General features: G+C 37.3%; 22 protein-coding genes and 3 pseudogenes. 8 read left to right on the top strand and 17 right to left on the bottom strand.

Annotated elements, in window-relative coordinates:
- Positions 1-31: 31 nt before the first annotated feature.
- Positions 32-244 carry a hypothetical protein gene (locus tag JFU50_RS31030; protein WP_242489094.1) on the bottom strand — a complete coding sequence of 71 codons (213 nt, stop codon included), beginning with the start codon at positions 242-244 and terminating at the stop codon, positions 32-34.
- 1,040 nt (positions 245-1,284) lie between these two features.
- The gene (locus tag JFU50_RS24015) at positions 1,285-2,544 is read right to left on the bottom strand and encodes an MFS transporter (protein WP_201184728.1); all 1,260 of its coding nucleotides are present in this window, start codon (positions 2,542-2,544) and stop codon (positions 1,285-1,287) included.
- A 626-nt stretch (positions 2,545-3,170) separates the two neighbouring features.
- Here JFU50_RS24015 and JFU50_RS24010 point away from each other — a divergent pair.
- Positions 3,171-4,528, top strand: a pseudogene (locus JFU50_RS24010) (IS1182 family transposase).
- Between the two features lie 294 nt (positions 4,529-4,822).
- On the opposite strand, the gene JFU50_RS24005 reads toward JFU50_RS24010, so the two are convergent.
- Positions 4,823-5,704, bottom strand: a complete 882-nt coding sequence (locus tag JFU50_RS24005) for a mechanosensitive ion channel family protein (RefSeq protein WP_201224477.1) — start codon at positions 5,702-5,704, stop codon at positions 4,823-4,825.
- Between the two features lie 22 nt (positions 5,705-5,726).
- On the bottom strand, positions 5,727-6,119 hold the full coding sequence (locus JFU50_RS24000; RefSeq protein WP_223305511.1) for a sporulation protein: 393 nt from the start codon (positions 6,117-6,119) through the stop codon (positions 5,727-5,729).
- 755 nt (positions 6,120-6,874) lie between these two features.
- Here JFU50_RS24000 and JFU50_RS23995 point away from each other — a divergent pair.
- A complete protein-coding gene (locus JFU50_RS23995; protein ID WP_201224476.1) occupies positions 6,875-7,207 on the top strand; it encodes a YmaF family protein in 333 nt (110 codons plus the stop codon).
- 781 nt (positions 7,208-7,988) lie between these two features.
- Here JFU50_RS23995 and JFU50_RS23990 read toward each other — a convergent pair.
- The 3 genes from JFU50_RS23990 to JFU50_RS23980 form a co-directional block, all read right to left on the bottom strand.
- Positions 7,989-8,138, bottom strand: coding sequence for a hypothetical protein (locus JFU50_RS23990; RefSeq protein WP_098176179.1), 150 nt, complete (start codon positions 8,136-8,138; stop codon positions 7,989-7,991).
- 333 nt (positions 8,139-8,471) lie between these two features.
- Positions 8,472-8,843: a hypothetical protein gene (locus JFU50_RS23985; RefSeq protein ID WP_201224475.1), complete on the bottom strand. Its 372-nt coding sequence runs from the start codon at positions 8,841-8,843 to the stop codon at positions 8,472-8,474.
- 10 nt (positions 8,844-8,853) lie between these two features.
- Positions 8,854-9,009 (bottom strand): hypothetical protein, encoded by a 156-nt coding sequence (locus JFU50_RS23980; RefSeq protein WP_201184737.1) that lies wholly within the window; start codon positions 9,007-9,009, stop codon positions 8,854-8,856.
- A 146-nt stretch (positions 9,010-9,155) separates the two neighbouring features.
- On the opposite strand from JFU50_RS23980, the gene JFU50_RS31590 reads away from it, so the two are divergent.
- Entirely contained in the window at positions 9,156-10,547 is a 1,392-nt protein-coding gene (locus tag JFU50_RS31590) for a DUF4910 domain-containing protein (RefSeq protein WP_201184739.1), read from the top strand.
- Between the two features lie 150 nt (positions 10,548-10,697).
- On the opposite strand, the pseudogene JFU50_RS23970 reads toward JFU50_RS31590, so the two are convergent.
- The 4 genes and pseudogenes from JFU50_RS23970 to JFU50_RS23955 form a co-directional block, all read right to left on the bottom strand.
- Positions 10,698-10,872 (bottom strand): annotated as a pseudogene (locus JFU50_RS23970) (ferritin family protein); the annotation flags it as partial.
- A 143-nt stretch (positions 10,873-11,015) separates the two neighbouring features.
- Positions 11,016-12,608 (bottom strand): phosphodiester glycosidase family protein, encoded by a 1,593-nt coding sequence (locus JFU50_RS23965; protein WP_201224473.1) that lies wholly within the window; start codon positions 12,606-12,608, stop codon positions 11,016-11,018.
- Between the two features lie 382 nt (positions 12,609-12,990).
- Positions 12,991-13,134, bottom strand: coding sequence for a hypothetical protein (locus tag JFU50_RS23960; RefSeq protein ID WP_201184743.1), 144 nt, complete (start codon positions 13,132-13,134; stop codon positions 12,991-12,993).
- A gap of 55 nt (positions 13,135-13,189) precedes the next feature.
- Positions 13,190-13,414 (bottom strand): hypothetical protein, encoded by a 225-nt coding sequence (locus JFU50_RS23955; RefSeq protein ID WP_201224465.1) that lies wholly within the window; start codon positions 13,412-13,414, stop codon positions 13,190-13,192.
- A gap of 177 nt (positions 13,415-13,591) precedes the next feature.
- Between JFU50_RS23955 and JFU50_RS31015 the strand changes: the two genes are divergently transcribed.
- Positions 13,592-13,738 (top strand): hypothetical protein, encoded by a 147-nt coding sequence (locus JFU50_RS31015; RefSeq protein WP_242485253.1) that lies wholly within the window; start codon positions 13,592-13,594, stop codon positions 13,736-13,738.
- Positions 13,739-14,246: 508 nt separating this feature from the next.
- Positions 14,247-14,516 (top strand): annotated as a pseudogene (locus tag JFU50_RS23945) (transposase); the annotation flags it as partial.
- A 445-nt stretch (positions 14,517-14,961) separates the two neighbouring features.
- On the opposite strand, the gene JFU50_RS23940 reads toward JFU50_RS23945, so the two are convergent.
- Entirely contained in the window at positions 14,962-15,840 is an 879-nt protein-coding gene (locus JFU50_RS23940; protein ID WP_201184747.1) for a LysR family transcriptional regulator, read from the bottom strand.
- Positions 15,841-16,098: 258 nt separating this feature from the next.
- Between JFU50_RS23940 and JFU50_RS23935 the strand changes: the two genes are divergently transcribed.
- Together JFU50_RS23935 and JFU50_RS23930 are read left to right on the top strand one after the other, a co-directional pair.
- A complete protein-coding gene (locus JFU50_RS23935) occupies positions 16,099-16,728 on the top strand; it encodes a chromate transporter (RefSeq protein ID WP_242485252.1) in 630 nt (209 codons plus the stop codon).
- An 84-nt stretch (positions 16,729-16,812) separates the two neighbouring features.
- Positions 16,813-17,358 (top strand): chromate transporter, encoded by a 546-nt coding sequence (locus tag JFU50_RS23930; RefSeq protein WP_207196092.1) that lies wholly within the window; start codon positions 16,813-16,815, stop codon positions 17,356-17,358.
- A 1,228-nt stretch (positions 17,359-18,586) separates the two neighbouring features.
- Here the strand turns inward: JFU50_RS23930 and JFU50_RS23925 are convergent.
- The 5 genes from JFU50_RS23925 to JFU50_RS23905 form a co-directional block, all read right to left on the bottom strand.
- Complete coding sequence (locus JFU50_RS23925; RefSeq protein WP_201224464.1) at positions 18,587-18,700, bottom strand: DUF202 domain-containing protein; 114 nt, start codon at positions 18,698-18,700, stop codon at positions 18,587-18,589.
- A 115-nt stretch (positions 18,701-18,815) separates the two neighbouring features.
- Entirely contained in the window at positions 18,816-20,000 is a 1,185-nt protein-coding gene (locus JFU50_RS23920; RefSeq protein ID WP_201224463.1) for a serine hydrolase domain-containing protein, read from the bottom strand.
- A 22-nt stretch (positions 20,001-20,022) separates the two neighbouring features.
- Positions 20,023-21,258 (bottom strand): MFS transporter, encoded by a 1,236-nt coding sequence (locus tag JFU50_RS23915; RefSeq protein ID WP_201184751.1) that lies wholly within the window; start codon positions 21,256-21,258, stop codon positions 20,023-20,025.
- A 186-nt stretch (positions 21,259-21,444) separates the two neighbouring features.
- Positions 21,445-23,022, bottom strand: a complete 1,578-nt coding sequence (locus JFU50_RS23910; protein WP_201224462.1) for a class I adenylate-forming enzyme family protein — start codon at positions 23,020-23,022, stop codon at positions 21,445-21,447.
- Positions 23,023-23,131: 109 nt separating this feature from the next.
- Entirely contained in the window at positions 23,132-24,307 is a 1,176-nt protein-coding gene (locus JFU50_RS23905; protein WP_201224461.1) for an acyl-CoA dehydrogenase family protein, read from the bottom strand.
- Positions 24,308-24,532: 225 nt separating this feature from the next.
- On the opposite strand from JFU50_RS23905, the gene JFU50_RS23900 reads away from it, so the two are divergent.
- The gene (locus tag JFU50_RS23900; protein WP_201224460.1) at positions 24,533-25,384 is read left to right on the top strand and encodes a LysR family transcriptional regulator; all 852 of its coding nucleotides are present in this window, start codon (positions 24,533-24,535) and stop codon (positions 25,382-25,384) included.
- Positions 25,385-25,875: the final 491 nt, after the last annotated feature.

Below are 25,875 nucleotides of genomic sequence, written 5' to 3'. Positions count from 1 at the left end.
ATGCACATCACTAATAACAGGAAACACCAAATCAGGATTTTTGTGTAAACCGAACTTTGATGCTTTTTCGACATGCGATGCTTGCTTCGGCCTCAAGTCCATTTAGTGAGTTTACTAGCGATAATCCAAGCGTAAGCCCGGCAATCTTCGTTGTACCTCCCAAAAAACTACGTCGATCCATTCCCTTTTCTAAGATAGTATTTGACAATTTTTCAGTTTCGTTTTTTAGTTGCTCATCTTTCATTGCTACTCCTCTTTTCACAATATGATTTTATTGATTTCAATTAAGACCAATCTAATGAAATTTCTAAAAATTTATGTAAGTAAAGCAAATTTCAAGGTACTTTTAGTTTATTTTATATATAATAAATCATTGAAATTTTGGTAATAAGAATGTATTCATATCATGGAACCCGCCACTCAATCCCCCTCTTATATTCATTTTTTCAGTAGAAAAATTCACTCCTAAAGTTAGTAACGCAAATTGTGTATCACTTACTTTGACAAACTCTAAAAAGAAGGAATAAAATTTTCTAATTTGAATTCTGTATCTTCCTATATGAAAGATCTAGAGGAACTAAGACTTGTTTGTCGGTACAGTATTTATTGTCTATGCAGGTAATAATAACGGAAAAATTGTTAATGCTTGTAATGATTTGTTTCCGACCATCATTTGCTCTCAACAAAGCCCACAATAAAACAACTTTTCCACAAACGGCCTACTTCCAACTCAATATTACTTATTAATTATTAAGCTAACGTTAATGTGAAGTGTATTTTTTTGATTTTGTTGTTAATTCAAACAAATAATTCCATGTTCATTTTTTAAACTAATAAAAAGAGGAAAAGCCAACATTCACTTTTCCTCAACGTAACATGGTATGATTTCTATTTATTCACAATCTCAATTTCTTCTTTTCGTACCTCTGCAATACTTTTTCCGACAGCTTAGAATCTGAAATAATACGGTTAATCCTATCAAACTGGCAAACCTTAAATAAGGATGCAACATCAAATTTACCCGGCAATAGTTATACTTCTCTTTATTAATGGTTTTTAGCATCTGTTACCTTCAGAAACCAATAGTATATTATTCTTAACGATTTATTCATGAATAACATAGTGAATGAAGTACAAAGTTTAAGTAACCAGATTCAATCTTTAAGTAATACCCACTCCTTTAATAAGTTGATATCTTCTAGATTCATGTTATTCAAAAAAGCAGAGAGCCTGCTCTCTGCTTTCAACTTACATGTAAATTTTCACCACTTCACTGACTTTTCCTTATTCCTGCGACTGAGTTTCCAATGATTTCGTTTCTATCTTTTGATTGTACAATGGCAAAATGAAAAACATCCCAATAATAAAAAAGAATGCTGCTGTTTCAAATATAGCGACGAGTGAAAATTGTTCTTTCAACACTCCTGCCGCACTCATAGTCAAAACCATCGAACCAGTGAATAATGGGCTTAAGATTCCATTTACTCTTCCGATGAACTCGCCTTCGGTCCTCTGCAATATCAATGTATTAATTCCAATTTGAATACAAGGCAACATTAGCCCGTTAAAGAACTCTGCGGAAAGTGTAATCCAAAGGTTGGTCGACAACCCCATTACCGCTAATCCAATGGCATTCACAAGCATTCCAAAGGCCAATAACCTCTGCGGTGCCACTTTTTTAGCAAAAATCATCACTCCAGCACCGCCTAAAATCATACCAATACCATTCACCATAAATAACCATTGTAGATTTTCCTTCGGCAGACCTAATTGTTCGGTAACTAGGAAAATCGAGAGCGGCTGAATGAATCCAAGTCCCAGCCCGGCTGCCAGAAAACATAATCCTAATAGACTTAGCTCTTTTTTTCGCAACACGTAGCTCACTCCGCTTTTCATTTCCTGCCATAATGTCGTTTTTACGGTTCCTTCATCCAGTTTGCGATCTTTTGGAAGGAAAGCGAGTGCACCCGCTGATAGTAAAAACGCTAGGCCAGTAATCGCAATCGAGATGTTGATTCCGAATGATTGGAAGGCAAATGTGCCCAGGATCGGGCCTAAAACCATAAATACGGCGAATACGGTCTGATATACAGACATCCCTGTTTGAATTTGACTCTCTGGCAAATGCATCTTAAATAGCTTCATGCCCGATGGCTGAGAGAATTGAGAAAGTATTGCTGAAATTAATGTTGCAAAAAATACCACTTTCCAACTTCCGAAGATAAGGGCGATAAGCACAGCAAATACCGATACTGCACTTAAAATATCACACCAAACCATCGTTTTTTTCGGGCTCCATCGGTCTGCAAACGTCCCACCAATAAATGAAAAAATAAAAATAGGTGCGAATTCAGCCACTGAAATCATTGAAATGGCAAAGGCATCACCGTTTGTTTGTTCCATAACGAATAGCAAAACTGCAAAATTCCGTACCCATATCCCTATTTGTAGAAATAATCCTGAAAAGATAATGGCCCGAAATACACGATTTGTAAATAAGTTAGGTTCCTTATTACTTAATGTTACAGATGCGTTTTTCCCCAATATAAAAACCTCCTGTCAAATATCTGGACAGGAGGCAGTACAATACAAATTAAAAAGGCAAAATATCCCTGATGATGGAAGGAACACAATGATCTTTGTTTGTATTTTAATGTACAGACTAATCCTATCCAGAAAAAAGTTCGTATTTAACACGCATTTTTTCTTAAAGAATAGGATTATATATCATTGTTTAAAGGTCACCCTTCCATTTAATGTTAATTATATAATAATCGAATCATTCTGATTAATCAAGTGCAAATTTCAAAAAATAATACTATTATAGAATAATTACCAAGTATTAAGTCATGAAAATAAAAAAACAGACTTTCTTTAAGAAAGCCCCAGACTGTAGACAAACTCGATGAAAATCGAGTTTGTCTACAGTTTTTTTGAGGGGTTGTAAAAATTCGACGTTGATTTCCACTCCAGGCACTCGCTTTCCGCGGGCGGTCAGGGAGCCTCCTCGGCGCCTTTGCGCCTGTGGGGTCTCCCTTGGACACGCATTTCCCGCAGGAGTCTCGCACCTTCCGTTCCAATCAACTTTGTTTTAACAATTAGATATAACCACTTTTGCCTACAGTCCTTTTTGTTTTAATATAGAAGTATTAAAACTTGAGGTGATGACGATGCTTTCGAAACATAATTCTATTCAGCGAGATCAACTTGAAATGATTACTTTGGATCAACTGGTGCCAGCGAACCATTTGGTTCGTAAAATTGAGGGGGCCATTGACTTCACTTTCATTTATGACTTGGTGAAAGAGATGTATTCAGAGATAGGCCGCCCAAGTATTGATCCAGTTATTTTAGTTAAATTGACATTCATTCAATATACCTTCGGTATTCGTTCGATGCGTAAAACGATTGAAGAAGTTGAAACGAATATGGCTTACCGTTGGTTTTTAGGTTACGGTTTCCATGATAAAGTACCTCACTTCTCAACGTTCGGGAAAAATTATGAGCGTCGCTTTAAAGATACAGACCTGTTTGAACAGATTTTTTATCGTATCCTAATGACAGCCTCAGAAAGAAAGTTAATTAGTGCAGAGCACGTATTCGTTGATTCAACACATGTGAAAGCCAGTGCGAATAAGCGGAAATTCGAAAAGAAAATCGTTCGTAAGGAAACACGAGCATATCAAGGACGCCTTCAAGAAGAAATAAATCAAGATCGTGAAAACAATGGAAAGAAGCCTTTTCCACCGGATAAATTTGATAAAGAAGAAACCAAAGAAATTAAAGAAAGTACAACTGATCCTGAGAGTGGCTACTATGTAAAAGATGAACGAACAAAACAGTTTGCCTATTCATTTCATGCGGCTGCGGACCGCAACGGTTTTGTGCTGGGGACGATTGTAACACCGGGAAATACGCATGATAGTCATATCTTAGAGCCTCTTGTTGAACAAGTGATTGAGAAAGTTGGAAAACCTGAAGTTGTTGCCGCAGATGCAGCTTACAAAACACCAGCCATTACAAGCTACCTTTTTGGGAAAGAAATCACACCAGCTTTACCCTATACACGTCCACGAACAAAAGAAGGGTTCTTTCGCAAGCATGACTATGTTTACGATGAACATTTTGATTGTTATCTCTGCCCATCGGGCGAGATTTTAAAGTACTCAACAACAAATAAAGAGGGCTACGCGAGTACAAATCACCCAAACACACTTGTGCGACATGCTCATTTTTATCACAGTGTACAGTAAGCAAAGACCATCAAAAAGTGGTGACACGCCATATCTGGCAAAATTATATGGAAGAAGCAGATCATCTGCGTCATCACAAGGATGTAAAACCTATATATGCGAAACGTAAAGAAACAATAGAGCGTGTATTCGCAGATGCAAAAGAAAAGCATGGTATGCGTTGGACTACTTTAAGGGGACTTAAAAAATTGTCGATGCAGGCGATGCTTACTTTCGCTGCCATGAATTTAAAGAAGATAGCCAATTGGACATGGCAAGGTCCAAGAATGGCTTAATAAAGTGGGCTCGTAGAGGCCCAATCTCTTAATCTTGAGCAAAATTCAAAGGGAATTTCAAAAGGGGTCCGGAATTAAAACATTCCGAACCCCTTTTGTCTACAAACTGAGACTTTCTTTAAGAAAGCCCGTTTATATTCTTCAACCTCATGAATAGTTGCTAAGTCTATTTTTCTGCCTCAACAGTCCTAGTTAATAATGACTTCCCCACAATCCGTCATTTCATAAGAATCCAATATTATTTATAACACTTCCGAAATAGCCCCAACAAAAATCCAAAAAGATGCTTCTTTTTTAGCTCTCCATCAAACTTCCATGATTCGGATTTGTCTGAACAAGTAAATTGGAAGATGGCATTTGAATTTGATGCTCATGTAAAGCAGACATCATCTCAAACCTCACATTTCTTGATGTTTCAAAATAATCTTCAGGTTTTACTAGTCCAACTATGCATAGCTCATATCCAACATATTTAAGATTCGGATTTAAATCCGTAATGCCAAGATATCTAAAATCTTCTTCAGGTGTACCGTCCTCGAGCCTTAGAAGGCTTTCAGCAAACTTCTCATTACAAGTGAGGCATAATTCTTCCAACATCCGCTTCACCCTATCTGGTTTTTCTTGGTAACTCACCGTGATGCGTTCAATGATTCGCATTCTCCCTTTATTAAAATTTTGAATCGTCTTGATTTCACTGTGTGGGATAGTAAGCAGTTTTCCTGACCATTCCCGAATCTGCATGAACCGGATGCCAATTTCCTCAACCGTCCCGGAACTTGTCCCATTAAATGTAACAAAGTTCCCCACTCGAAATTCATTATCTGAAAACCTAACAAATCCCAATAAGATATCCTTAAGCATTTGTTGAGCGGCAAATCCGATAACGACCCCTACAATCCCAGCTCCAGCCAGTATTCCCTTTATGTCAATAAACTGTCCAATCAGATAAATGAGGAAAAGCGCCGAAATACCGTACCTTAGAGCAGAACGAGTAACACCCTGTATCGTTCTTTCGACTTCTTCCTCAAAAAAATTAGACCTTCTAAAGAACCATTCAACCATTTTGTTCAATATATAATAACCGGCCAATAACAGTAGAGCTATTATAAAAAGCCTCAATAATAAGAATTCTTTCAAATAATCCAAAACCCGCTCTGTAAAATTCAAAATATCCATGTTCCCACCTCCGTTTCCACTCTTATTCAGAATCGATTAAAATCCAATCATCATCCTTGCCTATTATCCCTTTATCAAGAATAAGTCTCGTTTTTAGGCGATAGGAAACCCCTCGCTTATATGGTTCCTTTAATGTAGGCAGACGAAAGTTAAAAGGAATTTCATTACTTTCCCCTGAATCAATCTCACTTGAAGATAAAATGGTGCTCGTTTTAAGGATATCTTCCATTCCCGTAGAATGAGTATCCATAATTAAATCACATTCAATCCTCCTTATTCTTTGCTCCTGGGTACCACCCTTAATCAAGAAATACCCATTTATTAATTCACCAGATTTATACGTATTTTTGGGAAGGATTAAATCTATCTGTGCAGACCCTATCCCTAAAAGTAACAAAGATTTTCTCAGTATCAAAGAATACACTCCATTTATATTTATTTGTTTTTCATTTATCATTCCACAAGCTTAGCTTAAACAATTCTTGAAGGGCTACATTATCCGGACTACAAAAAAACCTTTACCATTTCGGTAAAGGTTTACTAATAGAAAATAGACCTTTACCACTAGGTAAGGTCTGGCTAACAACAAAATGTTGCCAACAAAGCCGAGAGTGAAGAACTCCGTATTGACGACATTGTTGTAAAAGCTACTCCCCTTAGGAGAATATATTCAAGTATATTATTTATCATACGGTAAGATTAGAAAGTTTGTCAAACCTTTTTAGTTTTATGGAATTCCGGGAATAACCCCCGGAAATCACTTAGCTTACCAATGTTTACTAAAATAGGAGTATTCTTTTTAGATAAGCATGGTGTGATTAGTGGTACGTTTTCAGCGTCAAAGAAAGGTAAAAGAAATTAAAAGCAGAAAGTCATCGGGAGCTAATGGAAAGTAGGTATTCTTTATCAAATCTTATGGTTTTAAACATATTTCCCTTGAATTTAGGGGCATGTCAAGTACCAATCGGAAATACAATAAAAAAAGGCAGCAGTATAAGATTTTAATCCAAACAGGCCAAATTTGTAGCATCTTGTCAACCATGTATTACTTGAACCAATGCGTTTACATGATTTAGGTATTGGAAGATGGATTTAATGAAAAAAATGGGTGAACGGTTATAAAAATAGCGACCAATATTCTTTGGAAAAGTGATAGTTAGAAGTGTTAGGATGGTTGGAAAGGATGATTTTGTTCAGGGATTTGTGCCAAACCATAATCATGGGTCCGTTGACTATACATCTGTTAGTGATGGCCATGTTCATCTGTGTTTAGATGTAACTTCACCTCCAGTTATGATTAAGGATGATAACCATGTGCATTACACTGAGGGTTATGTTGTCTTTGAAGATGGTCATACTCATTATTACCAGGCATATTCGGGTCCTGCTATTCCTGTAGGAAATGGAATGCATGTTCATAATTATGATTTTTATACGACTGAAGCAAACGGACATCGCCATCAGGTAAAGGGTGTTGACCAGCCAGCGCCTGGAAATAAGTAAAGTCATTCAAGCTGTCCCAATAATTATACTTTTTTATGAAGATTACCTGTATAATAACGTGCAAAAGCAGTTAGAATATGCGAGTCTTACTGCTTTTATTTTTATTTATTTATATGTTTTATTTCCTACGACTACCTATTAAGTCTATTCCGAATATTGTTAAATAACCAAGAATTCACGTGAAGTCTTTCATATCATTTATTGTATTCTAAAATAGAGGAAGAATAATGTTGGACGCATAATTACAATAACCAGGTCTTTCAAATCATCCAAGAAGGCCAATAATTCCTACATCAATGGATGTGAATACTCATATGGATATATTTATAATTTGGCATATGGGTATTGAGGAAGTTAGTTAATATAAAAATTAACGATTGTAACTTGAAGATCCTGACTAAAAGAAAACTTTAGGGTAGCGTTTTTTCTTATAAAAATATTGGTTGTAGTCTAACTCATACATAAATAACACACCCATAGGTTTAGTAAGCCGAAGTCAAACTGAAACACAATTTACATCTTTTTAAATGCTATTCAAACGGTTAGTCGGGGATCAAGCTCTATTGAAGAAATTTGAGAGCTGTATAAATAGCCCTTAAATGTTTATTTCCAAGGCTTTTCCCATTACTCCATATATATAAACTAGTTACAGATATGATTTACTCAAGGTATATCAAAAAAGAGAACTGATATCGATATATCAGTTCCCTAGTAAATATTCTTCTACATTTGTGAGGGATATGAGAGGAAATTTATACTGGAAACCAAAAAAGATCAGGCCCTATTGAACCTTCCCCTTATACTTGCTTCCATCATTATGCTCTTGGTTATTCTTTTCTGACATTCGTCTTTGATATGCTTTCGTCTCCGCATTCACATGGTTTGCATCATTTGGTTCGTTCTTTTTAGAACGTCCTGCACCATTACTCATATTTATTCACCTCCTGCAACAGCTTATCATACGTTTGTAGCTTACTCTTGTCCCCCAATTTTATACGCACGTCTGAATAGTACGAGTAACTGTTTTTTAAGGATACTGAACATGAAATTTCTAAAGAATCTATAGAAACGATGCAAATTCCCTCATTTGCACTTTAAATAGAGAAACAATCATAAAAAAACTTGCTTCTAAAGAAGAGCTGAGCATTTACCTCGACTCTATTCTAAAATAATGTTACCGCTATCTATTTTGAAACATTTATTAAGTAATGTGATTTCAGTAGATTAGAAGTAAGTTCCACTACATCCGCCTTTGATTTAATTTTTACCTTTTTGGTAATAAAGTATTTCGCATCAAATGTTTTATCACTGACAAAGTCCCTAATATCTCCTGCTTGTCCGCAATAAAGTAGCGTGCATCAAACATTTTATCACTAACAAAATCCTTCGTATCTATCGCTTTGTCGACAATAAAGTTTTTGGTGTCACTCGCTTTATCCGTAACATAATATGCTGCATCCTCTACTAAGTCCTTCACATCACTTGCCTTATCAGCAATAATATATTTTGTATCGAGTACCTTATCCTTGACAAAGTCTTTCGCATCTTCCGCCTTGTCAACAACAAAATATTTTACATCATCTAATTTATAGCTTACTGAATCTTTCATATCGCGAAGTTTATTAAAAAATCCCATCGTCTCTCCCCTAACCGAAATGTAACGTTACAGATTTATCACGCATTATTGTCTTTAATCCGACGCGGTCTTCATAAGGAAGAGCAAGTTGCATTTCTTTAATGGCGCGCATTACAACTGCATTTTTCTCGGCTGTTGTTGCCGCTTTAGTAAGACTAGACGACATGTTGTGGACTATCATATGCTGTCATACTTCTTTATTTTTTGTTATAATATGTATTTTTTTAAAAACATTACAAAAGTCTCATTGATAGCGCTTACATACTAGCCATATACTAAACTAGTATTCTATTTTTGGGGAGGCGAAGGAGTTTGAAAAAAGGAACGAAGATTTTAGGAGCTTCTTTATTGGCAGGGAGTTTACTGTTTTCATCACATTCTGTTATGGCAATCCAGGGTGAAAACCCGTCCGAGCATGCATTTGACAATAAAGTGATCAAACGAATCGATGTTGAAAAAATCTACCAGAATCTTTCACATTTAGCTGTAAATATTGGACCACGGGTAGCCGGAACACAAAGTGAACAAACGACTGTAGATTACATAACTGGTAAATTTAAGGAGTATGGACTTAACGAAGTAGAGGTCCAGCCTTTTCATTTTATTAAGGACTATAAACACCCAAGCTCTGTTTCCTTAAAAGTAAATGGGTGTAATTATGAAACGGCCGCCTTCCGCTTTTCCAATAACACACCTTCCGGCGGAGTGTCAGCAGAGCTTGTGTACGCAGGTTTAGGAACGACGGCAGAGGTAGCTCATGCTTCGGTAGAAGGAAAAATCGCCTTAATTAAAAGAGGCACGATCCCATTTACAGAAAAAATGGATAATGCAAAAAAAGCCGGAGCGATCGGAGTCGTGTTCATTAATACAGATAATTCCACGCCGCTTTTTAGCTTGCCGGCAAATGAGAGTAATCTACCTGTACTATTTATGAAAAAGAGCGATGGTGATGAGTTAATTTCTTCTCTGCAAGGCAATAACCTGACAGCAAATATGTCTGTTGAAGGAGCAGAGTTTGTAAAAGCCACTTCTCACAATGTGATTGCCACGAAAAAACCGATGAAAAATAAGGATACGAATCAAATTATTATAGTTGGCGCGCATCATGACTCTGTTTCTGTTTCATCAGGAGCCAGTGATAATGCATCAGGTACATCCATTGTGCTGGAACTGGCAAGAGTCCTGGAAAATGCACCTTCTGATACAGAAATCAGGTTTATTACCTTTGGCGCAGAGGAGAACGGATTATTAGGCTCCAAGCATTATGCACAAAGCCTTACGAAAGATGAGATTAACAGAACGGTAGCGATGTTTAATATGGATATGGTGGGCAGCAAAAATGCCGGCGAATTTGCCATGTTTACGTACGATGGAAAACCAAATACAGTCACGACATTAGGAAATTCAGCAGGAACAAGGCTTTATGATGCCATTCCTTATAATCAAATTGGAAGAAGTGACCACCAGCCATTCACAGAAGTGGGTATTCCTGCCGCGGTGTTTACGTATGCTCCATTGGAGCCGGAATACCATACGGCAAAGGATACAATTGAGCTGATCAGTAAGGAAAAATTGTTAAAGACGGCTCAAGTGCTCGGTGCAGCAGTCTATCAAGCAGCCCGTCCGGACACACCGGCACTGGAAAGGTCCAATGTAGCACCTGTACCGGTTGAGGCAGAATATGATGAGGATTTACATTTATAATTCTTTTTTCTAATTTACTAGAACCACAGGATAGAATAGTTTCCTAATAAAAAAGACAAGAGACATCCATATTAAACGATGTCTCTTGTCCTTCTATTTAGCTGCTTTTTTAATTTACTGGACCCTATCGTCAATCTCAAATCGCTTTAGCTATTTCGCATTAACAAGATAATATAAAAACCAAACGGCATGATTTTGTTCATCTGCTGCCGCTCTGCGAAAGGCCTCTTTAATACTTGGGTTCGTTACTTCATCTGCAATTCCCAAATAAAAAATCAACTGTTTCCTGTTCATCTTTTAAAAAGAATTCCAATCCGTCGATATACTATTCTCGACACTCTTCACTGACGACCTGTTAAATCGGAATAAATCTATAGCTGCTTTTATCTAAGCGACAAATCCCTTCAATCAAGTGAAGAATTGTAATATTTAGCGATAACACAAAATGATATAAGGTTTCCTCATCCTTTATTTAGGTAAAATAACAATCGCATCCCCAATCGGACGTTCACCGGCCGCATCGGATGTACGATTCACCAATTTGGAGCCTACTGTCATAGTTGTAGAACCTCCGCCATCCAAGTTTACTGCATCAACCGCCCCGAGAGCTTTCATGAGACGGGCACTCTCTTTAAAATTTGCTCCCACACTATAAAATGGCTGACGTCCATCAACCGTAACCAAGAGAATTTTCCCTTTTTCAGTGACCCCTGCAAGAGTTCGGGGATTTCTACGCTCTCCAAATTTATAGTAGAATTCTGGATTTTCGCTCCAATTGAACCCCTCTTTTACCGCATTAATCTTCTCTTTACCGTCATGCAGCAATTGCGGCCCACCATTGACAATACTAATTTTCGGTGCCGCCTTAAGTGGTTGTTTATCAGCAAGAATCCTGGTATTCACTTTCAGTTTTGCACCTAGCTTCGCATGGGCCAAAAGCCAATTAGCGGCATCGCCTGTACCTGCTAGGATGGAGCCTTTAAGCGGAATGAAGCTGCCTCTGCTTTTGCGTACTTCTGTAACTTCACCCTTTGAATTTAAATTAACTTCCACTCCATCCCCAGGCTCAGTTTTAGCACCAAAGGAGGATGTAAATTGAATAAGTTCCCCAGAATCCGTACAAGTGAAATCATGCTTTGCAAAGTTTAAATTATCACCAATGCCTCCACATCCACGGATCAGGCCAGGTTTACGGTTAAGGCCATCCAATTCTCTCTTTGCAGCATCAGATGCCGTAACTGAAAGTTTAGTTTCTACTGAAGCTATCTGTGCCCTATTTCCAGATAAAACCAGGCTTGTCCTGCCATTTACCGCTTCGCTAATGAGCTCGCCACCAATCATGGACGCACCAGCAAGATCCCCTTCTGTACCATCACTCGGTCCCATTACAAAATATCCACCGTTTACAGTCGCTATCGCACCAGTACGGGCTGAAATGCTAGTTAATTTTTCCTTCCCGGGTACTATCTCAGTTCCCAGTTCAGATAAAACTTTTCCTTTAAACTTCTTTGGATCGATTTCTAAAATATTCACAACCCAAGGGCCCGTAGATTTCCCTCCATCTTCAGCCGAAAAAACAACGCGTGAATTACCATATCCTTTTCCTTTTAATTCATCTCTTAATTTGTTGGCATCTCTCTCCGCTTTAAATGATCCAACACGTACAAGGTATCCAAGCGGACCTTGTTCATGATCGTCGGCAGGCCGTTCTGAAATTTTCTTAACTTTGGACTCGTAACCTTTTGAATCCAGTTGAATTTTCACCTTATTAGCTTCTTCCTTGGTTTTGTAAAATCCCACATCAATGATAAAGACATCTTTTTCCGAACTGGCCCCACGGATGATATGCGTATAGGTTAAGCCCTGCGTAATCTTTGTTTGATCCCGGGTTTCCGCAAGATTAGAATTCCCTAGAGGAAGAGCTTGTTCCTTCACAGACGCGGCTTGTACAACACTTGATGGAAAGTCTAACGTTAAAATCGAACCAGCTGTTAATGCCATTGCTGAAAATAAACCTTTACTGACAAGCCTTTGAAAAATTTTCATTGAATTTTTCTTCATTTTTCGACCCCTCCCCCTAATAGAACACCTTGTGTTCCGTCGGTTTCATTATCCTAATCTAATGTGTAGAACCTGCTACAGACCAATGAACTTATTGTAAAGAAATGGTATGAAATGATTAAATTTTTCAAGGTTTCAGGATGTATTAGTAGTTACCAAATTGATTTAACCGAGTTTTTTTAGGTCGGTACTTTATTTTAGTGAATTTCAATGCATCCCTTGCACAAGGACTACAATGTTTTTTTGTGACTACGTGATACTTTGCAAGCCCATTCCTTCTATAAATACAACAGGTTTTTTGAAACTTTAGAAATTGGAGAAGAATTACTGGGATTAGAATTGAGGAAAAAATTTGCTGATCTATCAGTAAGCTCCTGTTTTATTAAAGATGAGTTTCTAGAAAGTTCTCGAATTTCCGATCATTTCTGCAATTTTCGCAAAGATGAAGCATTCTAGTAGGTACCGATTCATCTTTGTTTACGTTTTCCAATTCTTCTTCTAGACCACAGAGTTCACAGATTCTCATTTTTAACCCTCCTTATCATGAAAAAATAAAAGTATTTGCTTACCAAGATTGAAAATTAATGATTTGATGTCTCGATAGTGAAGCCCGTATCTTTAATAGCTTGAAGAAAATCCTCATAAGAAGTCGCATCTTCAATAAAACTTAATGTTGCCAGCTGTTTTTGCAGACTCAACCCTCCCAAAAAACCAAGGATAAGCATACTGTGAAGGGGCAATGTGACTTTTCGAGTATCTGCCTCTACCGTTAAATGTGCAATCCGTGGCTGACTATGAAATCCCATGATATCCCTCCTTGTTCCTTTTAGATTTACCTTATTTGAAATTAATATTATTCATTATCGAGATTTTACAGTTGAGATAGAAAAAAGGGTGCATATGAACATCTAAATTGGTTACCCTTTTAGGGAATTAGTTAAGTTTCTATATATTCATATACGAACAGGGAAGGAGGCTTACAAATGGAAAAGGATACTTTGTTTCATCGAGTACAAACTATGATTATTTCTTCTACCAAAAAGCCGAAATACATCTCCATTTCCACAGTTAAAATCGCAGATCTTTTTCATGTAAATACAGAGGAGGTTGAAAGAACCCTACAGAATTAGTAAACGAAGGACGGCTACAAAAAAGACCCTACCCGAACCGCCTCATTATGAAATTTATGTACTGCCCAGAATAAGAATTTTTTCCATTCCTTGGTCAACTCGTTCACACAATGTTGTTCTTTAAGAATTAGCCAAGCTAAATTATCTTAATTTTGAAATTTAAGCTAAATAAACCATCTTTTTGAGCCTATAAATAAAAGGCTGATCTAGTAAGATCAGCCCCAGACTGTAGACAAACTCGATAAATAATTGAGTTTGTCTACAGTTTTTTTGAGGATTTGTAAAAATTTGAACGTTGATTTCTACTTCAGGCACTCGCTTTCCACGGGCGGTCCGGGAGCCTCCTCGGCGCCATTTGCGCCTGTAGTGTCTCCCTTGGACTCGCTTTTCCCGCAGGAGTCTCGCACCTTTCTTCCAATCAACTTTGTTTTAACATTTAGATAGAACCCCTTTTTCCAACAGTCTTTTTTGTTTTAAAATAGAAGTATAAAAACTTGAGGTGATAAGGATGCTTTCTAAACTTGTTTCTATTCAGCGAGATCAACTTGAAATGATTACTTTAGATCAACTGGTGTCAGCGAACCATTTCGTTCGTAAAATTGAGGCCGCCATTGACTTCTCTTTCATTTATGACTTGGTGAAAGATATGTATTCAGAGGTAGGGCGCCCAAGAAATGATCCAGTTATTTTAGTTAAACTGACATTCATTCAATGTACCTTTGGTATTCGCTCGATGCGTAAGACCATTAAAGAGATAGAAACAAACATGGCCTATCGTTAGTTCTTAGGATACGGCTTTCATGATAAAGTACCTCACTTCTCTACCTTTTTGAAAAAACTTTAGAGCATACTCATGTAAATTCCTCTAACCAGCTCCAGTTTTTCACCCTTGGTTATGTATTGTATTATTAGAAAACCATATTTTTAGGTACTTTACCTGAATTGACCTGGCACTTCAGTTTCAATGATTTTCACATCGTATATTCCTGCTTCCGGTCTTCTAAGTGACATACGACAGGCAATTTCATCTTCCAGCATATCAATTAAAAATTCATGCATCTTTTTTGTACTAATGGCCCAACATTCGTCTGTTCACGTCGTCTTTCAACCCAGCCAATAATTAAAAAATTGGCATATCCCAAATAGTCTAAATAAAAGGATAGAAAATCTCTTTAAAGTGAATAAGAAGTGAAGTAATGATAAATCAAGGTATGCTTCATTCTCTATTGAAGAAAATTCACAAAATTAGATACCCCTATTTTATTAAAACGCTTGTTTTTTCTGACTAGCCATAGATTTCTTGTTATATCTATTCTGGAAATACCCACTTCCCGCAAAAAACCTTGATCCAATTCCCTGGCCACTGTTAACCTTGGCAGAATACTGATTCCAAGTCCAGATTCAACCGCACTTTTTATCGCTTGTGTACTCCCAATCTCCATGTAGCTTTCTATTTTTTCTAAAACCCCGTGCTCTCTTAACATGTTTTCTACGATAAGTCGTGTCCCTGAAATGGATTCACGCCAGATCATCCTTTCATTTCCCAATTCCTCTACCTGGATTTCTTTTCTGTCTTTCCATGGGTGGTCTGATGGACAAACCAATATCAATTCGTCATCGGCGAACTTCTCCACAATAAAATCGGTATTTTCTACAAGTCCTTCCACCAAGGCTAAATCAATAACATCGTTTGATAAATCCTCTAGAACTCGGGGGGTATTTTTTATCGTTAATGTTACTTTTACTTCAGGCTGTTGTTTTTTAAATTTCCCAAGCAAACTCGGCAACAAATACTCTCCGATAGTCAAGGATGCACCTACTATGAGGTTTGTATTGTAAGCGCCCGTTGATTGCTGAATCACTTCCTTTGAATGGTTGAAGTCATTCACAATGGCTTTTGCAAAAGGGTATAACAACTTTCCTGCTTCTGTCACTCTCAGCCTCCCTTCCTCACGGTCGAATAACAAAGTGCTATAATAATTTTCCAATTGGTGAATCTGTCTTGTTACCGCGGGTTGTGATAAGAAACTTAACCTCGCTGCCTGGCTTATACTTCCTTCATCCACTACTAAACAAAACATTCTTAGATTTTCTAGTTTCAAAAGAAACCAACCTCCATGTCTTTAAATAGTTTAATAAAATGATAGCATCATATAGGTAAATGGTGAAATGGAAAAGCGACGCTATATTCCCTGAACAGGTGAGCCTATTCAATTATTGGTGAAATTCTATATAAAACGGATAAATCTTCTAGGTATAACGTTTTGTTATACCCAATGATTTAGTTGCAATTTACCCATTCCTTTTTCTTTGATATGTTAATTATAAGATTTATATAAAGTAGCAAAGGGGAGTGACTGATGACAATGACTGGACAATGGAAAACACTGTTCCAATTATTTTGGACCTTTTTTAAAATAGCACCTGTCACATTCGGAGGCGGGTTCGCGATGATCCCTTTAATCGAAAAAGAAGTAGTGGAGAAGAGAAAATGGCTGAAAAGCGAAGAAGTTACAGATGTTTTTGCGTTATCTCAGTCCGTACCGGGAGCTGTCGCTATTAACTCCGCCACCTTTATCGGCCATCGAATTGCCGGAATGAAGGGCGCAATGGCAGCCATGATTGGTGTATCATTTCCTACCTTTATAATTGTTCTACTCCTCGGCATTTTGTATTTTTTCATTCAGGACAATCCAAAGATAGAATCCGCATTTATATCGATTAGAGCTTCCATAGTAGCCATCATCGCCTATGCGGCTATCAAGATAGGAAAAACAGCTATTGTTGACAAATCAACATTCGGTATATTTATAGTAGGGATTCCAGTCCTTTTCTTCATTCACCCGGTTTTAGCTATATTATCAGGAGCAATAGCAGGGATTGTGACTATCTCTGTTAAGAGGAAATTAGGTTACAAAATCAACATGGACCGAAAAGAAAAGAAAGTAGAAGAAAATGATTTCGAATATTTCATGGGTGCAGGCATATAGGTCCATCGAAGTTGGACGATATTTTCCTGAAATGTTATCGGTATAAACTGTTAAACTAATTTTCAAGAAAGCGTGGGATATAGAATGATAGAATTATGGGAGTTGTTTAGCACCTTCTTTATTATCGGCTTTGTATCATTCGGAGGGGGATACGCCATGATTCCCGTAATAGAATCTGAAGTCTCACAGCATGGATGGATGACGACGCAACAATTTACCGATGTAATCGCTATTGCCGGCATGTCCCCAGGTCCTATCACCATCAATAGTGCCATTCTCGTTGGCTATTCGACTGCTGGATTAGCAGGATCCATATCATCCGCTCTCGGAATCTTGCTTCCTGCTATTATACTCGTAATCGTTATAGCCACCTTCTTCAATAAATTGAATCATTATCAAGTTGTTCAATCGATGTTTTATGGATTAAGACCCATTGTCACTAGTTTAATCCTCTTTGCAGCAATCAGTTTTGCCATTTCCAATCATATGATTGCTCTAAACTTTTCGTGGCATTCGATAAGCTTATTACTCGTCTTTGGGTTATCGTTATTCTCCCTGTTGAAATTACGCTGGCATCCAGCCTATGTCATTATTCTTTCTGGTTTAGTTGGTGTTGTCCTCTATTCATAACTACTCATTCTATTTCTATAAGACTTGTACCAAAATCTAACCTTTGTAAATTCGCATTTTCCTGACGCAACTCGGATCCAATCAGGAAAATGCTTTATCTGTACTATAAGAATCAGGTATATTAAAAGTAATCTAAGAAGAAAAATTGAGTACAAAGTTACTTTGAATACTTGATATATTAACTCTGTAAACAATCTATTCAACCTATTAAATGTAGTGATGTCTTGACAATAAGAGGGCAATGAATAACCGTACCATTCTATTCATCGTTCCGATATAGAACAAAAGCTTTTTCTACTTCTTGATCACGTCTTAAAGCGTGTTAGTTTCCTACAAGGCAAAAGGGAGAAATAATAAAATAAAAGCACCCGAACGAGGCTGTTGACAAATAGACCAGATACTTTTTTAAAAATGCTGCCCATTGGTTATTTATTAAATGTTCAGTTTGAATGTGACCTTGAACAGGAAGTGATTTTAAATATTGTTAATCGTTGGTTTCTGGGACTAGATCTATCTGAATCGCATACCTGACCACTCGACTTTTGCAACTGTCTTTTCATAAAACCCCTCTTTCTTTAAAAGATAATATAATAGAAAATAAACTCAGGGTAAATCTGTCCGTTCGCATGACCGCCCATTAGACGACCAAGGTAAAAAGAGGTAAAATATATTCTACCCCCAGATTTATACAAAATTCAGTTTTTATTTTGGTTATTTTTAAACATCGTATTTACAAAGCTTATATTATAAATACCTATCCCCAGAAGATCCCTCAAATAATGGACTTAATAATGTTTTGTCTATAATATCCCTTATATTTAACGAATTGCTTATTTTATTTGAAGTTCTATAATTTATTTAGTGGGGGATTTTTACATATAATTCTTTACCACTTTATTTCTTATCACTTTTATTTATGCAAAATTTAATTTCGTTAAGACACGTTTTTTTAAAAATAACCCATTTTGTTATTAACCTATATAAATAACAAGAAAGATACATAAAAATAATGAAGATTAAGATGGAATACAGGGAAGGTATAAAGAAAATACAACGATTAGAAGGATTAAATATACCATCCTGGATTTCTTTCCTTTTCCTGAATATTGAAGAGTAGCCAGTACTCCTATTATAAAACCAACGATACGGGCAAAGATGCCGAGGAATATCGCTACGTTATTAATATTATGATTCGAGTTAATTTTAATCGTAAAATGCAAAGACCTGGTCAAAACCATACTCCGACAATAGATACACTAGTCCGTATCCAAGCTAAATACGTTCTTTCATTCGCTAAATGCTGCTGTGCAAATTTTACACTATCGCCTGCCCCTTCTTCCATTTATTTAATGCTTCCATAAAAGGTTACCCTTCCGCTTTCCTTTTCTTGATAGTCTCGTATTCTGTGAAGTAGCTTTTTTAGTGCTTTTAAAACAACAAATACTCCCGGCTTGATGTTATTGCTTTACTAAATAATCTAGTATCGCTTGAAATGCGTCTATTCCCACTGAATTAGGAGAATGATAGGAAGATAATTTAACAATCACTGTATCGGCTTTTGGGGCAATGTGTATTTGCTGATCAAACTTCCCTCGAGCTGAATACCCCCCGTATCGATCATGGCTAATCCACCATTTATTATAATAAGAAAATCCTAAAAGATAATGATGGCTACTTTCCGCAAGATATTTTTGATTCCCACCTTTTTGAATATCCCTAATCATATGTTCCGGAATGATTTGTTGGCCATTGTAGTAACCATTATTTCGCATCATTTCGCCAAATCTTGCCAAATCACGCAATGTAGCCCGCATACCGCCACTGGCTATATCCGTACCGATTTGATCCAAGTGCATCAAGGCGTTTTCTTCTACCCCCAATTTAGACCAGATGAATTCTTGTATTAATTCTGCTAAGTTTTTTCCTGTCAAACGTTTGACAATCCATCCCAATGTTTCTGTTTGTCCGTTCTCATACTTAAATACAGTACCAGGTAGTTTATCTTTTTTACTCGATATCATAAATTCGTATAGGTTTTCCGGCCCATTATAGTTATCTGGTTTTGGCATTGAACCGGATGCAATGAAAATCGGTGTCCCCCGGCCTATCCCCATTGGCGTGTCAGCTTCCATATATTTCACAGGAACTTGCATATCTAGCAATTGCTGAATAGTTCCCTCACCAAGTCCTGTTCCTTCTAACTCTGGAACGTAGAAGGAAGCTTTTTTATTTAAATCCAATACTCCTTCATCAGAAAGCAAACTAACAATCAAGCCGACAAATGATTTTGTCGCGGAGTTCAATGCATGCGGCTGATATGATTTATATCCATTAAAATAGTTCTCGTATAAAACTTCTCCTTTATGCATCACTAAAAAAGCATCTGTGTTCGTTCGCTCAAGATACGATAAAACACTTTCAGCATTGGTAACGTTTATCTTTGCTAAATCTAATGAATCTTTAGCATATGATAATGGGGTGGGACTATGGTTTCCTCTCCAGATAATACGGTTGGAACTTAGTTCCCCGCTATGACAATACCCTTGCAAATTTTTTTGAGTAGTAAACCAATTATCCTTCGTCACGATATCCTCTGAATTTGGCGGAAAAACTTTCATATCATTCTTTGTAATGGACTGCATGACAAATCCCTCCTCCTATTCATTAAAAAGAATGCTCTATAAGCACGTCTTCTTTTGTTTCTTTGACTTTATTTTTAATCGTTATTGATGCAATGGCCCCTGCCAATGCAGCAGTGATTAAAAACCAGGAAGCAGCATTGTATGAACCCTTGAAAAGAGTAAGAACAAATCCAATTACAACAGGAGAAATCCCTCCGGCAATTTGCCCGCCAAAACTGACAAGCCCTGTCACAGATCCAGTTAACTCCTTTGGTGAGTATTTAATGACCATCGTGTAAAGGGATGTTCCGATAAACGCGATGGAAATCGCATTAAAGGTCATATAAACAATCCCAAGGGTAACGGACGTTGCATTAAACATCATATAAAGAAAGACACCAGAAGATATGGATCCTGCTACAGCCAGATATTTTTCTCTTCCGCTCATATATTTATCTAAAATCCAGCCGTTTACATTAAACATAAGAAAAGAAGCAAGATATGGAATGGACATCAAGGCACTTACTGACAACAGATCTAAACCTTTATTTACCAAATAAGATGGCATCCAGGAAATCATACCCCAATTCACGATATTGGAAAAAAACTTAGTAAAGAAGAGCTTCCAAAAATTATTTGTTTTAAATACCTTTTTATAAGAAACCTTCTTTTGATTCTGCTTTTCGTTATTGATTTGTGCATCTGCCGGAGATTTTAGATAGACCCAAAATGCCCATGCGACTAAAACACCTATAATCCCAATACTGACAAACATCGATCTCCATCCAAGGGAAACCACCAAAACCCCTATCGTAACGGAACCTATCGCACCACCGAACGTTTGTGCAGATAGAAAGAATGAACTTGCTCTCCCTCTTTCATTTTCGGGAAAGTTATCGGAAATCGATCGTATACTTGCAGGAAAAACACTGCCTTCCCCGATACCAAACAGGAAACGAAACAAAAGTAGTGATGCAAATGACCAAGCAAAACTCGTAAAAGTAGTAAAAAGCGAAAAAGCTAAGATGGAAAGGACTAACACTTTTCGTGACCCGTACTTATCTGTAAGCCATCCTCCTAATAGGTGCATGAAGGCGTAGCTGAAAAAGAAAATACTTAATACAAAACCTGATTCTAAAGAGTTAAGCTGTAGTTCTTTCTGAATTGGAATGATGGCTACGTTAATCGACGCTTTATCAATGTAACTTAATGTCATTCCGATAAATAGTAAAATGATAATAATGGTTTTACGCTTTTTATTTGTCGCATACGCTTGCATTCCATTCGCCCCCTTTCGCAGTATGAATCAACACTGTTAGCCGTAATCAATACTATACTTAACCAATTTCAAAAACATGAAATGGAAGGGCTTTCATTTTTTTGTAAAATATCTTATTTAAAAAAATACTGATAGAAGTCTTGGCAAGGGACATATTTTGTATGTCCTTTGCCTGTTGATGTCTTACTAATTTACCAGACGTTCTGTCCCTTCCCAGAAAGGTTTTTTCAGCTCTTTCTTGTCTATCTTCCCTACCATTGTTAGAGGTAATGACGTCTCAAAATAGATTTCTTTTGGAAGCATATAGACAGAAGTTCGTTCTTTACAGAACTCCATTAACTCTTCCTTAGAGCAGGTTTCACCCTCACGAAGCACCGCAAATATACAGACCGCTTCTCCCCAATCATTATGTGGTATGCCAATGCATGCGCTCATCGCAACTGCAGGGTGCTGATTGATAAGCCTCTCCACTTCAGCGGGATATACATTGAAACCGCCAGAAATGATCATATCCTTTTTCCGTTCGATAATATGAAGAAAACCATGCTTATCCAGTTTCCCGATATCTCCCGTATAAAACCAACCATCACGATATGCCGCTTCGGTAAGATCGGGTCTTTTGTAATAACCGACAGAGACAGAAGGGGTTTTGACAGCAATTTCCCCTGGATGAAGTGGTTCTACATCATATCCATTATCGTCAATCAAGCGAATTTGGGTTAGCATACACGGTTTTCCGCAGCTCTTTAACACGTCTGGTTTGTGCTCGTACGCCCAGAGATGATCACTTTTTGTGAGTCTGGCAATTAAAATACTGCATTCTGTCATTCCATACTGCTGCCTTAGAATAGGTCCAAAAATCGTAAATGCTTCTTTTAGACGTTCTGTAGAGATGGGGGATGAACCATAATTCATGTTACGCAATGAGCTCACGTTGTAAGTTTTTTTCTTTGCCTCATCAATCAAGCGGTAAATAATGGTTGGAACAACAAAAGTACTTGTAATCTGCGCTTCTTGTACGGTCTGCAAAAACACTTCTGGATGAAACGCCTTCATGATATAGACATGGCAGCCGGATACTAATGACCGCTGCAGCAGTACACCTGCAGCATGAATAAGCGGCGTACAAAGCAGTACCTTGTCCTGATCATCGTACGGATATTCCATGCATGAAGCCATGAGTGAGGCTCCAAAGCCTTGTTGAGAATGCATCACCCCTTTTGGTGTGCCTGTTGTACCACCGGTGTACGATATGGTTGCTAAATCATCCAATGAGGCAACAGGGAATGTCAAGCTGCCTTTTTTATCATCCATATCAACAGAATAGAATTCTTCTGGGTATTCAACACCAAAGCCTGTAAGACCAATAACCGTTACACTGTTTTTATCTGCCTCTTTTTGATAGTCAAGTACAGACTCTACATGTTTCTGGGTTGCCATAATAACCATTTGGGGCTCGGCATCTCTCAAGATAAACTCGATTTCTCTAACGCCCAGCTTATCATTTAACGGGATGACTGTTGCCCCGCATCTACTTACAGCAAGATTATATACAACATTTTCAATACTATTTGGGATCAGTATCGCAACATGGGTTCCGATTTGTACGCCATGCCGAATTAACTGGTTCGCTGCCGTCTCCACCTTATCCAGTAATTCCCTGTAAGTGATGGTTTCATTTGTATCTACACAAGTAAGTGCCGGTTGGTAATCAAATTTGTTCATACTATTGAACAGAAAAGCCTGATAGGTTAAAGTATCCATGAAAAATTCCTCTCCCTAGTAAAATACGAAAGTTAGTGTAAAATATGGTTCTTTTCAATTTGAAACTCCGAATTTTTCCAAATGTATAGTTGACACAATAATCCTTTTTTTATTTCTTCAGCAGTTCTTTGGAAATCATGTTTTTCTGAATTTCAGATGTACCAGTCAGAATTCTAAACATCCGTACGTCCCTGTACATTTTCTCGACAGGGTGTCCTTTCATTAACCCTTGCCCGCCAAAGATTTGAACAGCCTTGTCGGCAACTCGATTAGCAACCTCAGAGGAATACAGTTTAACCATGGATGAAGCTCCTCTCACCTCTTCACCATGATCAATCTTCTCGATGACATCGTAGAGCATGCAACGTGCGGCGTATATTTCAGTCGCCATCTCCGCTAGCATATGTTGAATCGCTTGAAAATCTCCAATTGGTCTACCGAACTGTACCCGCTGTTTGGCATGATCGATAGATAAGTCTAATAGCCGTTGTGCAACGCCAAGGTAGGTAGCCCCCCAAGAAGCCCGATTTTCATTTATTCTGCTGAGCCCCAGCATCAACCCTTTGCCCGGTTGACCGAGAATATTAGTAGATGGGACTCGGCATTGATTAAAGATTAGCTCGGCCGTGCTCCGTTCACCGGAAATTGGAACTTGAATGTTTCCTAATTCAAAACCCGACCTTCCCTCTGTTTGTTTCTCTACAATAAAGGCAGTAACTCTTTCACCATCTGCCTCCACAATCTCTTTCGCCATCACAATGGCCCAATCTGCATAAGGCGCAGCGCTAATAAAATGCTTTTTACCATGTAAAATGTAGTCATCACCTTCGCGTACTGCAGTCGTTTGAATGGCATGGGCATCTGATCCCGCCCCGGGTTCTGACAATGCAAAACAACATCCCGCTTCTGCATTAATTACCGGCATTACATACCTTGTTATTTGATCCGGAGTAAAAATTTTTAACATCTGGCCAATGCGCAAAGGACCGCCTATTTCACCTAATACATGCCCCCATAAAGCAGCCCCTGATTTTGCTAGTTCCTCCTTTAAACCACATAGCCCTTTCAAGCTAAGTGATTGCCCTCCTGCCTCCTTAGGAAGGCTGATGCCATAAAACCCGAGCTCCTTCGCTCGCTTTCTTACCCATTTGATCTGTTCCATCGGAATCTCTTTTTCTGAGTCAATTTCGTGTTCTCTTTCAAACGGTAACAACTCATTGTGAATGAAATGAAGCAGCCTATCCCTTAAATGTTCTATATTCTCGATTTGTACTGTTTCCTGCATACTTTCCTCCTTTCTAATCCCTGCTTTTAAAAGTGATTTCAATTATTCTCATGGTTATTTGAATAGTTTTAATATTCATAATTTTATTTTATATATGGTTGATATTAAAGTAAAATAGCTATATATCATATATACTTGAACCAAATTCATATAAAGGAGGGAATGTTGTGCATCTAGAACAATTAAAATATATTGTTGAAGTAGCTAAAACACGTTCTATTTCCATTGCTTGCACAAAATCTTCATGTTTCACAATCTACCATTAGTAAGGCGATTACCAATTTAGAACAAGAATTAAGCATACATTTGTTTACACGTTCGCGGTTAGGCGCCCAGCCGACAACAGAGGGTAAAAACATCATTAAAAAAGCCTATGAAATTGTTGTGAAGATTGAAGAAATACAAGAAGAAGCGCAAGAGCAAACATCCTTAATAAACGGAGAATTAAATATATCGGCCAGCCCCAGCTTATTCATGCCGATTTTACTCAAAGCGTTAGCAAACTTTAAAAAGGACTATCCTAACTTCCGTATTGTCATGACCGAAAAAAAGTCACTAAATATTATTGAAGATGTTTCCCAAGGGAAAATTGACATTGGATTAGCCATGCTTGATGAAATAGATTGGAATGCACATGAAGAGCTGGTTTTCGAATCCTTATTAGAAGGGAAAATCATGGTGTGTGTCAGCAAACATTCTCCTTTAGCATTCAGTGATCATATAACTCCTGAGGAGCTAATTAATGAAACAGTAGTGATGTATGATGGGGTAATATGGAAAGATTCCATCTCTATATTTATGAATAGATACGGACCGATGAATATTTTATTTGCTTCTAACAATACCGAAGTCATCAAAAAAGCGGTTTCAGAAGGGTTAGCGATAAGCTTTTTGATGGATATAGCACTAAAAGATGACCATTATGTTAAAAGTGGAGAAATTATCCCAATATCATTAATAAACTTTGAATCCAACCACCGATCCTTCGGATGGGTACGGTCAAAGAAAAAACATTTTTCTTTAGCAGCCAGAGAGTTTTTAAAATACCTCAAATTACATATCTCCAAATTAGAATGAGGTTTACCATTACTCGGCAATCCTATCTAGAAATTGAATGAAAGTTTCAAGAAAAATACACTGCTAAGGACTATTGATGATTACTATTATCATACATTCAAATAAAATACCCTTCTTCAACTATCAGAACAGTTTAGTGCAATAAAACAAATCTTTTAAATCTTATTTTGATGCAAATAATCTTAACTATTATTAGGAGATAAAATGTTCAAATATATATTTTCACCTGAAATTCATGCCCTAATTCATAAACTACTTATGCTTTAGGGTCGTACATTTAAATTTCTTAACCCTTTCCTAACCTCTTCGCACCCCTTTTCATAAGGCTGTGCTTTTTTTTGTATACTCTTTTTTATAGAAATTCAATATATTTTATCTAAACTTCTCCACATATTAATGATGTTGAGGAATGATGATCTGTTCTTGAACGAACGTGTAAAAAATAGTTAAACAAATAATTAAAAAGAGCTAAAGTTAAAATTTTTATTCCA

It is taken from the genome of Peribacillus sp. TH14 (genome assembly GCF_016651145.1).
Lineage (GTDB): Bacteria > Bacillota > Bacilli > Bacillales > DSM-1321 > Peribacillus > Peribacillus butanolivorans.
Note: the sequence above shows the minus strand (reverse complement) of the source record. Positions and strands in the feature narration are given on the sequence as shown.